Annotated in this window: 11 protein-coding genes and 1 riboswitch; of the genes, 1 reads left to right on the top strand and 10 read right to left on the bottom strand. The window is 73.3% G+C overall.

From position 1 onward, the window contains the following. Positions 1 to 121 precede the first annotated feature (121 nt). Together ABT354_RS10955 and ABT354_RS10950 are read right to left on the bottom strand one after the other, a co-directional pair. Entirely contained in the window at positions 122 to 1,111 is a 990-nt protein-coding gene (locus tag ABT354_RS10955; protein WP_351491812.1) for a LysM peptidoglycan-binding domain-containing M23 family metallopeptidase, read from the bottom strand. A 3-nt stretch (positions 1,112 to 1,114) separates the two neighbouring features. Then, a riboswitch (cyclic di-AMP (ydaO/yuaA leader) is annotated at positions 1,115 to 1,305 on the bottom strand. A gap of 268 nt (positions 1,306 to 1,573) precedes the next feature. Continuing rightward, positions 1,574 to 3,706, bottom strand: coding sequence for an alpha-galactosidase (locus ABT354_RS10950; RefSeq protein WP_351491810.1), 2,133 nt, complete (start codon positions 3,704 to 3,706; stop codon positions 1,574 to 1,576). A gap of 188 nt (positions 3,707 to 3,894) precedes the next feature. On the opposite strand from ABT354_RS10950, the gene ABT354_RS10945 reads away from it, so the two are divergent. Further along, positions 3,895 to 4,707, top strand: coding sequence for a tyrosine-protein phosphatase (locus ABT354_RS10945; RefSeq protein WP_351491808.1), 813 nt, complete (start codon positions 3,895 to 3,897; stop codon positions 4,705 to 4,707). 80 nt (positions 4,708 to 4,787) lie between these two features. Here ABT354_RS10945 and ABT354_RS10940 read toward each other — a convergent pair whose 3' ends face one another. The 8 genes from ABT354_RS10940 to ABT354_RS10905 all read right to left on the bottom strand — a co-directional run bounded on the left by ABT354_RS10940 (position 4,788) and on the right by ABT354_RS10905 (position 12,715). Continuing rightward, positions 4,788 to 4,955 (bottom strand): DUF6126 family protein, encoded by a 168-nt coding sequence (locus ABT354_RS10940; RefSeq protein ID WP_351491806.1) that lies wholly within the window; start codon positions 4,953 to 4,955, stop codon positions 4,788 to 4,790. A gap of 103 nt (positions 4,956 to 5,058) precedes the next feature. Next, on the bottom strand, positions 5,059 to 5,682 hold the full coding sequence (locus tag ABT354_RS10935; RefSeq protein ID WP_351491803.1) for a helix-turn-helix domain-containing protein: 624 nt from the start codon (positions 5,680 to 5,682) through the stop codon (positions 5,059 to 5,061). 147 nt (positions 5,683 to 5,829) lie between these two features. Beyond that, complete coding sequence (locus ABT354_RS10930) at positions 5,830 to 7,239, bottom strand: aspartate aminotransferase family protein (RefSeq protein ID WP_351491801.1); 1,410 nt, start codon at positions 7,237 to 7,239, stop codon at positions 5,830 to 5,832. A 2-nt stretch (positions 7,240 to 7,241) separates the two neighbouring features. Then, positions 7,242 to 8,264 carry an adenosyl-hopene transferase HpnH gene (hpnH, locus tag ABT354_RS10925; protein WP_351491799.1) on the bottom strand — a complete coding sequence of 341 codons (1,023 nt, stop codon included), beginning with the start codon at positions 8,262 to 8,264 and terminating at the stop codon, positions 7,242 to 7,244. Positions 8,265 to 8,269: 5 nt separating this feature from the next. Continuing rightward, entirely contained in the window at positions 8,270 to 8,956 is a 687-nt protein-coding gene (locus tag ABT354_RS10920) for a phosphorylase family protein (protein WP_351491797.1), read from the bottom strand. Next, positions 8,956 to 11,151 carry a squalene--hopene cyclase gene (gene shc, locus ABT354_RS10915; RefSeq protein WP_351491795.1) on the bottom strand — a complete coding sequence of 732 codons (2,196 nt, stop codon included), beginning with the start codon at positions 11,149 to 11,151 and terminating at the stop codon, positions 8,956 to 8,958. The genes ABT354_RS10920 and shc overlap by 1 nt, the downstream gene beginning before the upstream one ends. A gap of 78 nt (positions 11,152 to 11,229) precedes the next feature. Then, a complete protein-coding gene (locus ABT354_RS10910) occupies positions 11,230 to 11,472 on the bottom strand; it encodes a hypothetical protein (RefSeq protein WP_351491793.1) in 243 nt (80 codons plus the stop codon). A 175-nt stretch (positions 11,473 to 11,647) separates the two neighbouring features. Further along, on the bottom strand, positions 11,648 to 12,715 hold the full coding sequence (locus ABT354_RS10905) for a polyprenyl synthetase family protein (protein ID WP_351492059.1): 1,068 nt from the start codon (positions 12,713 to 12,715) through the stop codon (positions 11,648 to 11,650). Positions 12,716 to 12,735: the final 20 nt, after the last annotated feature.

Below are 12,735 nucleotides of genomic sequence, written 5' to 3'. Positions count from 1 at the left end.
CGATTTTCCGCGCGGGGGGAATAGGGCGGGAACGACGCTTCCCCGCACCGGGCGGCGGTACGGGGAAGCGGTCCCGGGGCCCGGTGCGGGGGGGGTGCACCGGGTCCCGGAGGGGGGTGGATCAGAGGGCGACGCCGTGCCCGCGCAGATAGGCGACCGGGTCGACGTCCGAGCCGTAGCCGGTGCCGGTGCGGATCTCCAGGTGGAGGTGGGGTCCGCTGGAGTTGCCGGTGGAGCCCACGAGGCCGATCTGCTGTCCGCCGGTGACGGTCTCCCCGGCGCTGACGGAGAGGGCGGAGAGATGGGCGTACTGCGAGTAGTGGCCGTCGGCGTGCTGGACGACGACCTCATTGCCGTAGGCGCCGTTCACCCCGGCGGAGACGACGGTGCCGGGGCCGACGGAGCGGACAGGGGTGCCGCTGGGCGCGGAGAAGTCGACACCGGTGTGGTAGCCGCTGGACCACATGGAGCCGGTGGCGCGGTAGGCGGTGGTGACTCCGCCGGAGGCCAGCGGGGTGGTCCAGGCGCCGGTGGCCGGCGCGGGCTCGGCGGCGGGGGTCTCGGTCGCGACGCGGGCAGCGGGGGCCTCGGGCGCGACGGGGGCGGCGGGCGCCTCGGGCGCGGCCGGGGCGGCCTCGCGCACGGAGGTGGCGGCGGGGCCGTTGCCGCCGGAAGCCGGGGCCGGGGCGGCGGCCGGGGTGCTCTTCCGGTCGGTCCCGCCCTGCGCACGGCTGTCGCCGGAGGTCAGGGTCAGTTCGAGACCGGGGTGGATCAGCGACGGGTCGCCGCCGACGGCCTCGCGGTTGTCGGCGTAGAGCCGCTCCCAGCCGCCCCGGATCTCCCGGTCCGCGGCGATCTTCGACAGATGGTCCCCGGCGACGACCCGGTAGGTGGCCCGCTCCTCGGCGGCGGCGGGGGCAGCCGCCTGGGTGGCGGGGGTGGCGGCGGGCACGGCCTGGGCGGTGACGGCCGAGGGCGCGGCGGGGGCCGCGTGGGCGCCGGTGGCACCGATCAGCGGCAGGGCGAGAGCCGCCCCTCCGGTACCCGCGGCGACGAATCCCCGGGTGAGGGCATGGCTCTTGGGACGGCGGTGCTTCCCCTTCTGGGGCATGGCGCTTTTCCTCTCCGGCGCCTGCGAGGTGAGCTGTCGGGTTCGGGCTGGAGCTGCCCGGCCGCGCTGTTGCGCGGCTTCACCCCGAGCCGTCCGCGTCCATGCGTCCGGCGTACTACCTGGGTCCCCCGCTCCTGCCACACGGTGCTGTCCGATGGGATCCGGTCGGTGGCAGGATTCGGCGATCCGTCCGGACGGCCGTGACCGTAGACGAGCCGAGCGGACCGGAACAAGCCACTCCGCTTCAGGACGATGATCCACCGAAACCAACCGGCCGTCCTGCCCGTCACCCTCTGTGGAGCGGTCTCGGACAACTCCAGGGCGCGGTCCCGAGTTGACTGGCCGCCACAGGGCACGGACGGTCACCACTATGATCCTGCTCACCAACAGTCCGCCATAGAGGGACAGATGCTGCGCAATCCCTCTTGGTGCCCAATTCGGTCATAGGTGGCTTTTTATGACCTACTGACGGCGCAGACGGATGACCGTCGCATCCAGATCGCCGGTCAGCCCGGTGTGGATGCCCTGGTGGAGCAGGACCGCCCCCCGATGTTCGGCCCCGGTGTCCTCCCGGACATATCCGGCCGCCGGGTCCAGGGCCCGCAGCCGCAGCCTCGGCGGGCGTTCGCCGTAGTGCTGCGCCTGGAGCCAGGCGAGCACCACGGTCTCGTCGCCCCGGGTGTACTGCACGGCGCTCAGCCCGCCGCCCGGCGGGCGCAGCCGGTACAGCTCGCCGTGCTGCACCAGGGGACGGATCTCCTTGTACAGCTCGACCCAGCCGCGCGCCTCGGCCAGCTCCTCCTCGCTCCAGTCGGTGAGCCGGCCACCGATGCCGAGCACCCCGGCCATGGCACTGACAAAGCGGAAGCGGAGGGAACTGCGCCGCCCGTTGAGCTGGGTGTTGGGGCTGTCGGTGACCCAGGCGGCCATCACCCGCGCGGGGTGGATCTGGCCGAAGCCGTGCTGGATCGCCAGCCGGTCCAGCGGATCGGTGTTGTCGGAGGTCCACACCTGATCGGTACGGGAGAGGATCCCGAGGTCGATCCGGCCGCCCCCGCCCGAGCAGGACTCGAAGGCGACCGCCGGATGGGCGGCGCGCAACCGGTCGAGCAGCTCGTACAGGGCCTCGACATGTTCCACCCAGAGCCGCTGCGGATAGGGGTCGCCGGGCCAGCCCGGGTCGGTGAAGCAGCGGTTGAAGTCCCACTTCACATAGTCGACGGGGGCGCTGCGGAGCAGGGTGTCCAGGGTCTCCCACAGATGGCGCCGGACATCGGGGCGGGCGGCGTTCAGCACCAGCTGGTTGCGGAGTTCGGTGCGGCTGCGCCCGGGGTGGTGCTGCACCCACTCGGGGTGGGCGCGGTAGAGATCGCTGTCCGGGTTGACCATCTCCGGCTCCACCCAGATCCCGAACCGCATCCCGAGCGCGTGCACATCGTCGGCGAGCGGCTTCAGGCCGCCGGGGAAGCGCTCCTCGTTCGGGGTCCAGTCGCCGAGCCCGGAACGGTCGCTGGTACGCCGGCCGAACCAGGCGTCGTCGACCACGAACAGCTCCACGCCGAGGGCGGCGGCCCGCCGGGCCAGGGCGCGCTGCTGATCGGCGGAGATGTCGAAGCCGGTGGCCTCCCAGGAGTTGTAGAGGACGGGGCGGACCTCGTCCGCGCGCGGGACGACATGGGCGAGCTGCCAGGCGTGCCAGGTACGGCTGGCGCCGCCGAAGCCGCCGGGGCTCCACACCCCGGCGAAGACGGGCGAGGTCCAGCCGGCCCCCGGGGCCAGGCTCAGCAGGCCCGAGTCGTCATGTCCGGCACCGCCGGTGATCTGTACCTGTCCGTCGGGCAGCAGCTGGACGGCGATGCGCCAGGAGCCGGACCAGGCCAGGGCGCAGCCGTAGACCTCGCCGTGTTCCTCGGTGGCGCCCTCGGCGTCCAGCGCCACCCAGGGCAGCTGCTGATGGCCGGTATGGCCCCGGCGGCTGCCGATCAGCTGTTCGCCGGGGCCGAGGGGGGTGCGGACCAGCCGGGACTCGGCGGCCCAGCGGCCGTGCAGCCGGCTGAGCCGCCAGGCGTCCCGGGCGGGCAGGGTCCAGGTGGCGGAGTCGGCCCGCAGCAGCTCGACGGGCTCCCCGGGGGATTTTCCCGTACGGGACCCGGCGTCCGGGCCGTCGTCCCCGTCCCGGTGGGCGACGGTGACCCAGCGCTCGATGACATCGAAGTCGTCCCGCATCCGGTGGTGCAGGGTGAGATCCAGCCGGTGCACCGGGTCGGTGAAGCCGAGCCGCAGCTCGTCGCCGTCGGTGGTGGCCCCGGTGAAGCTCCACTCGGTGCCGCGCACCTCGGGGGTACGGACGGAGAGCGCGGGCCGGACGAAGCGCGGGCCGCCCTCCACCGGGTACTCCTCATGGCCGTCCAGCGGGGATTCGAAGGGCCGGTAGGGGGGCAGGGGGTCGGCCGCCAGCTCGCGGGCGTCCGCTCCGCCGATCCGCGGCCCCCAGTGCAGATGCAGCAGTTCGTCGCGGTCGGTGAGATGGAGGGCGTAACTGCTGGTGGGTCCGGAGAGAACCCAGGTGCGCCCGTTACCGACGGTCTCGATCATCCCGACCCCTCGTCTGTCGCAGCATCCGCAGATACTCACAGGTCCGCACAGGTCCGCACATCATCCGACGGCCGGGGGTGTCGCGCAACGGGCCCTCGCCGGCCGCGGCCGGGCCCGGTGGGTGCCGTATCGTCGGAAAGCGCCACCGTCGGCGACCAGCGCCGACGGCTGTGACCTGAGGAGACTTTGTGACGCAGCAGCTGCCGCGGGTCCCGTCCACCGAGCCCGAACTGACCGGGGTACGGAACTTCCGCGATGTCGGCGGGCTGCCGACCTCGGACGGTGGGCGGGTGCGGTACGGGCGGCTCTTCCGCAGTGGCCATCTGGCCCATGCCACCGAGGCCGACGCCGCCTTTCTGGCCACGCTGGGGCTGCACACCGTCTTCGACTTCCGCAATGCCGCCGATGTACGGCTGGAGGGTCCGGATGTGGACCTGCCGGGGGTGCGGAACGTCTCCATACCGCTGAGCGACCCGGCCGCCGGGGCCGAGTTCTGGAGGATGATCCGCGAAGGCGATCTCCCGCTGCTGCGCTCGATCCTGGCCGACGGCAAGGGTGCCCGGCGGATGGCCGATTCCTATCGGGAGATGGTGGTGGAGCGCACCGGGGAGCACAGCGGGCTGCTGCACTCCCTCGCGGACGACAGCACGCCCGCGCTGATGCACTGCGCGGCGGGCAAGGACCGCGCGGGGCTCTCCATAGCGGTGACGCTGCTCGCCGTGGGGGTGGAGCGGGAGGCGATCGAGGAGGACTACCTCAAGTCCAACGATCCGCACCGGCGCTACCGGGTGCGCCGCCGGGACTCCTCCCCCGCCGCGCTCTCCCCGGAGGTGATGGAGCTGCTGAGCCCGCTCTTCGACGCGCGGATCGAGTATCTGCGGACCGCGTTCGACGCGATGGATCAGGCCTGGGGCGGGGTGGAGGGCTATCTCACCCGGGGCCTGGGGCTCTCACCCGCGACCCGGGAGCGGCTGCGCGAGCGGCTGGTCGCCACCGGCTGAGCCGCGGGGGCCGCCACCGGCCGGGCCGGGCGGGGCCGGGTGCGGACGGGGCACGGGCTCCGCCCGCCGGGCCCGGCGGGTCACTTCGCGCCGACCTCGAAGAGCAGATAGAGGAAGAAGGCGAAGACATGGCCCGCGATCAGATAGGCGAAGAGGCGGATGACCAGGCCGCGGGGGAACTTCCCCTCCTGCTTGCCCCCGGCCTTGGGGGACAGGGGGGCGGCGGCGGGGTCGGGGGTCTCGGACATGTCACTCCTCGGGTCGGCTGTCACAGCCATCGCGGACATCTCGTGGGTTCTCGGTGATCTCGGAGGCTCGGCGTCTCGGTGATCACAGGGGCTCGGGGGCTTCTCAGTGCGGCGGATGGAGGTCGGGGCTCTGGAGCAGGGTGTGCACGAACAGCAGCTCGGCGCCCTCCCGCCCGGCCGCGGCCATCCGGTGCGGGGTCAGCGAGTCGAAGTGGGCGCTGTCCCCGGGACCCAGCTCGTGCACGGCCTCCCCGAGGGTGAGCCGCAGCCGCCCGTCGAGGACATACATCCACTCCTCGCCCGGGTGGACCCGGACCAGATCGCCCTGGGCCCCGTACGGCACCATCAGGCGCAGCGGCTGCATGGCCCGGCCGGGGACCCCGGCCTGGTGGTAGGTCCAGCCGTCGGCGGCGGCGGGTTCCCGGCGCCCGGCCCGGACGACGGGGTCCTGCTGCGGGGCGGGCTCGCCCAGCAGCTCGGAGATGGTCGTACCGTAGATACGGGCGAGGGAGAGCAGCATCGGCAGGGAGGGCTGCCTGCGCCCGGTCTCCAGTCGGGAGAGATGGGCGGGTGACAGTCCCGCCCGCTGGGCGGCGGCCTCCAGGGTCAGTCCCCGGCGGCGGCGCAGATCGCGCAGCCGGGGTGCCACATCGGGCGGCAGCTCGGCCGTCGGGTCCCCCGCGGGGGAGCGAAGGTCCGGGGGGTGGCCCCCGGGAGGGGTCTGCATAGGACCATTGCGCCAGGAAAATGCCTCCGAGGCAAATTTCTTGCCCCAGAGGCAAAAACCCTTCCCGCTGCCGCCGAGAGCCCGGCGAAACCCCAGGTCACCGTGGGCTCCGCCGCGATACCCCGGTCGGCTTCCGTCAGCGCCCCATCAGCGTTCCCGTACCGCCCGGCCGACGAGGGTACGGCCGAAGTCCCAGATCAGACCGGATCCGGCATGGGCCTCCTCCATGACCTCCGTGAAGGCGGTCACAAACCGGTCCACCTCCCGCTCACCGATGATCAGCGGCGGGATCAGCTTGATCACCTCCAGCCGGTCGCCGGAGACCTGGGTGAGGATCCGGTGCCGGTGCAGCAGCGGCACCACCACCATCTGGGCGAAGAGCCCCGGCCGGGCCGCCTGGAGCATGCTCCACCGGGCCCGCAGCCCCAGCGAGCGCGGGCGGCCGAACTCGATCCCGATCATCAGCCCCCGGCCCCGTACCGCGTGCAGGAACTCGTACCGCTCCACCAGCGCCGCCAGCCGTCCCAGGAGGAGATCGCCGACGGTCCGGGCACGGGCGACCAGGGCCTCGTCCTCGATCACCGAGAGCACCGCGAGCCCGGCCGCCATGGCCTGGGCGTTGGCGCCGAAGCTGGCCGAGTGGACCAGCACCCGGTCCATGGACGAGTACACCTTCCGGAAGATCCAGTCCCGGCCCAGGGTGGCGCCCACCGGCACATAGCCGCCGGAGAGCGCCTTGGCGACACAGAGGAGATCCGGCTCGGCCCCCGGCTCGTGCTGATGGGCGTAGAAGTCGCCGGTACGGCCGAGTCCGGTCTGCACCTCGTCGGCGATCAGCAGCGCCCGGTGGTGGTGGAGCAGCTCCCGGGCGCTGCTGAGATAGCCGGGCGGGGCCGGGTGGACCCCCTTGCCCTGGATCGGCTCCACCACCAGCGCGGCCACATCGCCGCGCGCCAGCTCCCTCTCCAGCGCCGCCAGATCCCCCAGCGGGACGGCGGTGTCGGGGAGCAGCGGCGCGAAGCCGTCGCGGAAGCTCCCCTCACCGTTGACCGAGAGCGCGCCGCAGGTCAGCCCGTGGAAGGCATGCTCGCAGTAGAGCACCCTGGGCCGGCCGGTGGCACAGCGGGCGAACTTCAGGGCGGTCTCCACCGCCTCGGTGCCGCTGTTGCCGAAGAAGACCCGGTCCAGATGGGGACTGTGGGCCAGCAGCCGTTCGGCGAGCAGCCCGGGGAGGGGCGGGCAGTCGAAGCGGGTGAGATCGGCGAGCGAGGCGTCGAGGACGTCGTGGAGCGCCCGCCGGACCACGGGGTGGTGGCGGCCGAGGCCCATGACCCCGAAGCCGGCGAGCATATCGAGATAGTCCTGGCCGTCGGCGTCGTAGAAGTAGGCGCCCTCGGCCCGTTCGTAGCGGCGGTCGAAGCCGATCGTCCGCAGCATCCGGGGCAGCTGGTGGTTGAGATGGCGGCTGTGCAGCTCGTAGCGCTCCTCCCCCCGGGCGGCGAGGAGCGCCCGCAGATCGAACGGCGGGCTGCCGGGGGCGGCGCCGGTGGCCGTCACCGTCAGCCGCGGTTTCCGGCGACGGTGTCCCGCGCCGCGCGCAGGGACTCCTTGAGGGAGCCCATGGTGGCGAGGACGGCGGTGGGTTCATAGCCGCAGTGGGCCATGCAGTTGGCGCAGCGCGGGTCCCGGCCCCGGCCGTACTTCTCCCAGTCGGTCTCCTCGATCAGCTGGCGGTAGGTGGGGACATAGCCGTCGCTCATCAGATAGCAGGGGCGCTGCCAGCCGAAGAGGGAGTAGTTGGGGATCGCCCAGGCCGTGCAGGCGAAGTCGGCCTTGCCCTCCAGGAAATCCAGGAAGAGCGGCGAGTGGTTGAGCCGCCAGCGCTTGCGGTTGCCGCCCGAGAAGGCCGTACGGAAGAGTTCCCTGGTCTGTTCGACACCGAGGAAGTGCTCCTGGTCGGGCGCCTTCTCATAGGCGTACGCCGGGGAGATCATCATTTCGTCCACCCGCAGTTCGTCATTGAGGTAGTTCAGGACCTCGATGACGGTCTGCGGGGTGTCGGTGTTGAAGAAGGTGGAATTGGTGGTGGTCCGGAATCCGCGCCGCTGGGCCTCCTTGATCGCCGCCACCGCCTCGTCGAACACCCCCTCCTTGGCGACGGATTCGTCGTGCCGCTCGCGCAGTCCGTCGATATGGACGGCGAACGCGAAGTACGGGGACGGGGTGAAGTTGTCGATCTTCTTCCGGAGCAGCAGGGCGTTGGTGCAGAGGAAGACATACTTCCGCCGGTCCACGAGCTCCCGGACGATCTCATGGATCTGGGGGTGCATCAGCGGCTCACCGCCCGCGATGGAGACCATGGGCGCCCCGGACTCCAGGACCGCGCCGACCGCCTGGGCCACCGGCATCCGCTGCTTGAGCACCCCGGCCGGATGCTGGATCTTTCCGCAGCCCTCGCACTTGAGATTGCAGGCGTAGAGCGGTTCCAATTCGACGATCAGCGGAAACTTGGCCCGCCTGCGGAGTTTCTGACGGAAGAGATAGGTTCCGATCCGGATGGTCTGGCGGAGTGGCATGGCCATCTGGCTCACCTCCTGGGGAGCGGCAAAGAAAGGTGCCATTCTTGGAACGCGGGCAGCACGGCACGAAGAACACGGAATGCCGATAGTCCACCTCGGACGGTGCCCGGACGGATCAGCTCATGGCCCGGGGCGTCCACGACCACCCGGACGGCGGCAACCGGGCGGGGGCCGGTGCCGAGGGCGGCGCGCAGGGTGGCGGCGGACTCCATGTCCACGCCGATGGCGCCGGTGGTACGGAGCAGGGCCCGCTCGGCGCCCCGGACCACATGGTCGGCGGCGGTGAGCGGACCGGTGTGGACCCGGCGGCCGGGGACCGCGCGGGCGACCGCGGCGGCGAGCAGGGCGGGCGCGGTGCAGCGGATGGTCCCGGCCGGGTGCCGGACGGTGTCGGCGACGACCACGTCCCCCGGGCGCATCCCGGGGACGAGTCCGGCGCAGAACCCGGCGGCGAGGACGGCGGTACCGGCCGGGGGGCCGGGGGCGAGGGCCGAGCGCACCGCCCGTCCGGCCCGCTCGGGCCCCATTCCGGTGCGTACCAGGGTGACCGGTCCCGCGAGGGCGGCGGGGCCGCGCGCCGCGCCCCGCAGGGCCAGCCGTTCGACGGTGAGCGCGCAGGCGATCAGCAGCGGCGGACCGCCGTCCGGGCCACAGGGGCCCGGGGGGCCGGACGGCGGTACCGGTGCGGTGGGCATCAGCCACCCTGGTGACGGGCGGCGACGGGGGCGCCCTCACCCCTCGGGAGGGTGGTGCCCTCACCTCTCGGATGGACGGCGGCGGTGCCGTCGCTGTGCAGGGTGACCGAGGGGATCTGCTCGCCGTACGGGGAGGGGGCGGCGGACCCGCCGGGCGCGGGGGCGGACCCGGCGCGCGGCTCGTCCTGGAGGGAGGCGGCGGAGGCGCCCTCGCCGTGCAGATAGCGGCCGAGCGCGGTCAGCGGGAACACCTGCCGGTAGAGGTGGTAGTTGATGGAGAAGTCCCAGGGGAATCCGGTACCGGTGAAGTGGGGCTCGTCCCAGGAGCCGTCCTCGCGCTGGGTCGCGGCGAGATGGGCGACCCCCCGCTCCACCGCCGGGTCGTGCCGCTCCCCCGCCGCCAGCAGCGCCAGCAGCGCCCAGGCCGTCTGGGACGGGGTGGAGGCGCCCCGCCCCGCCCAGCCCTCCTCCTGGTAGGAGCGCTGGTCCTCGCCCCAGCCGCCGTCGTCGTTCTGCACCGAGCGGAGCCAGTCGACGGCCCGGCGCACCGACGGGTGGCCGGTGGGGATCCCGGCGGCGACCAGGGCGGGCACCACCGCCCCCGTACCGTAGAGATAGTTGGTGCCCCAGCGGCCGAACCACGCGCCGCAGGGCTCCTGATGGGTCAGCAGCCAGTCGATGCCCCGGCGGGTACGCGGCCGGCGGGCCCGTCCCTCGTACGCCAGCATCTCCACCACATGGGCGGTGACATCGGCCGACGGAGGGTCGGTGACCTCGCCGAAGTCGCAGAAGGGCAGCCGCCCCGGGAAGGCGCTGGTGTTGTCGGCGTCGAAGGCGGCCCAGGCGCCGTCCGCGCACTGCATGCCCAGCGTCCACCGGCCGGCGCGGGCGACGGCGGCGTCCACCCGGGCCGGGTCGGGGTGGGCGACCCGGCGCAGCGCGAGGATCACCTCGGCGGTGTCGTCGATATCGGGATAGCTGTCGTTGTGGAACTCGAAGGCCCAGCCGCCGGGGGCCAGCCGGGGCCTGCGGACCGACCAGTCGCCGGGGCGGGTGATCTCCTCGCCGAGCAGCCAGTCGGCGGCCCGGACCAGGGCCGGATGACCGGCCGGGAGCCCCGCGTCGGCGAGGGCCACGGTGGCGAGGGCGGTGTCCCAGACGGGCGACTGGCACGCCTCCACCATCCGTGACCCGTCCTCGCGCCAGACCGCGAAACGGTCCAGGGAGGCGAGACCGGCCCGCAGGACGGGATGGCCGAGGTCATGGCCGAGGAGATGGAGGGCGATCACCGAGTAGACGGCGGGTGGCTGGATCCCGCCCCAGCAGCCGTCGCTCTCCTGGCGGGCCACGATCCAGCGGGCGGCGGCGTCGAGCGCGGCCCGGCGCAGCGCCCGGGGCATGAGCCGTCGGCCCCGGCGCAGCGCCCGGTCGGCGCGCTGGAAGAAGCCCTCCCAGGTGGTGGCGGGGGCGAAGGGGCGCGGTGGGCAGGGCACGGCGGGGTCGACGTGCAGCTCGTCCAGGGTGAAGGGGGCGGGGCGCACGGGCCGCTTGGCGGAGACGACGGTGAGCGGGACCACGGTCTGCCGGGCCCAGCAGCCGAAGTCATAGATGTTCAGCGGGAACCACGACGGAAGGAAGATCAGCTCGGGCGGCAGCTCGGGGAGTTCGTCCCAGGGCCACCAGCCGAAGAGGGCCAGCCAGATCCGGGTGAAGACCCTGCTCCCCGCGATGCCGCCGTGGTGGCGGACCCAGGCGGAGGCACGGGCCATATGGGGGTCGTCGGGCGGGTCTCCGGCGAGTCTGAGGGCGATGTACGCCTCGATGGTGGTGGACAGCTCGCCGGGGCCGCCGTGGAAGGTGGCCCAGGCTCCGTCGGGGCGCTGCTCGCGCCGGATGTGGAGGGCGGCGGCCGCGGTGGTGCGCGGGTCCTGGATACCGAGGAACTGCCGGAGCAGCAGATCCTCCGCGTCCATGGTCACATTGGTCTGGAGCTCGCCTTTCCACCAGCCGTCGGCGTGCTGCCGGGCGAGCAGATGGTCGATGGCGCGGGCGGTGGCGCGGCGGGCCGCGTCGGTGGGCCGGCCGGGCCCGGTGGTGAGCGGTCCGGGTCCCCCGGGTGCCGCCCGGCCGACGGCGGTCGCCGTCGCGAGGGGCCCGCCGCCGGGCCCGTCGCCTGATTCGGTCGTCGCTGTCATCGCTTCCCCTTGCGGTGTGGTGCGTGGTGCTGTGCGGAGGGGGTGCCGACGGCGGATGGGGAAGGCAGCGGCCTTCGGTCACCGTCCGGCGGCGACGACGGCTATGCGGAAGGGCGGGGCGGTACGGGCGCCTTCGCGTACGGCGGAGGGCGTACGGGCACCTTCGCGTACGACGGAGGGGGTACGGGGGTCCGCCCGCACGACGGGGCGGGTACGGGCCTCCGCGCTTACGGGGCGGCGGGTACGACGGGCGCGCGCGGGACGGTCGGCGGGCGCGGTGGGCCCGGGGGCGGATGGGCCCGGGTGCCGGGTGGGGCGCATGGTCCGCTGGTCTCCGCTCTCACGGTTCTCACGGTGTGCGGGGTCGGGGCGTCACCGCCGCCGTCCGGGGACGGCCGCGGTGACGTACTGACAGCCTCAACGCCGGGAACCGGAATCGGTCACCGCTCGGCCCGGCGTGTCGGAAACGAACGCCCCCCGCGAGGACGTCCGCCGGTCATCTCTTGCGGACGACGACGAAGTCCGCGAGCGCGGTGAGCTGGGCCCGGACCAGCTCCGGCATGTCGACCCCGTCCAGGGCGGCGACGGCCACCGCGTGCTGGCGCCGGGCCTCCTGGGAGGTCCACTCCCGGCCGCCCGCCTCCTCGATCAGGGCCGCCCGGGTGGCGAACTCCTCCTCGGAGAAGGTGTCCAGGTCCTGGCTCTTGGCATCGGCGGCGAGCAGTTCGCCCAGCCGGGTGGAGGCGGGCCCGCCGGCGGCGAGCGCGGCGACCACCGGCAGCGACTTCTTGCGCTGGCGCAGATCGCTCCAGGTCTGCTTGCCGGTGGCCTCCGGGTCGCCCCAGATGCCGAGCAGATCGTCGATGGCCTGGAAGGCGAGGCCCAGGTGGTAGCCGTAGGCCTCCAGGGTGTCGGCGGTACGGTCGTCCGCGCCGCCGAGCACCGCGCCGATGGAGACCGCGCAGGCCAGCAGCGCGCCCGTCTTGTTGCCCTCCATCTCCAGGCACTCCTCGACGGTGACCCGCTCGCGGTGCTCGTAGGAGATGTCCTGGGCCTGGCCGTCGATGAGCTTGCGGGTCGCGGCGGTCAGCCGGCGGGTGGCGCGGCCCGCCTCCACGGTGCCCAGCTCCAGCAGCACCTCGTTGGCGAGGGCGAAGAGCGCGTCGCCGACCAGGATCGCCTGGGCGGGGCCGTGGACCTTCCAGACCGTGTCCCGGTGGCGGCGCTGTTCGTCGCCGTCCATCAGATCGTCGTGGAGCAGGGAGAAGTTGTGCACCAGCTCCACGGCGACGGCGCCGGGGACACCGGTCTCCGGGCCCGCCCCCGCGGCCTCGGCGGACAGCAGGGCGAGCGCGGGGCGTACGGCCTTTCCGCCGTCGCCGTCGGCGGGCCGCCCCTGGGCGTCGATCCAGCCGAAGTGATAGGCCGCGACGGTGTCCATGGGGCCCGCCAGCCGGTCGACGGCGGCCCTCAGCGGGGGCGTCGTCATGGCCCTGCCGCGTTCCAGCAGCGCGGCGATGTCCACGGCCCTCGCGGTGTCGTCAGCCGGGTTCGCCGAAGGCACAGTCGGCACGGTCTCTCCTC

The organism is Streptomyces sp. NPDC000594, from assembly GCF_040299965.1.
Classification (GTDB): Bacteria; Actinomycetota; Actinomycetes; order Streptomycetales; family Streptomycetaceae; genus Streptomyces.
This window is presented reverse-complemented; position numbering and strand designations above follow the sequence as displayed.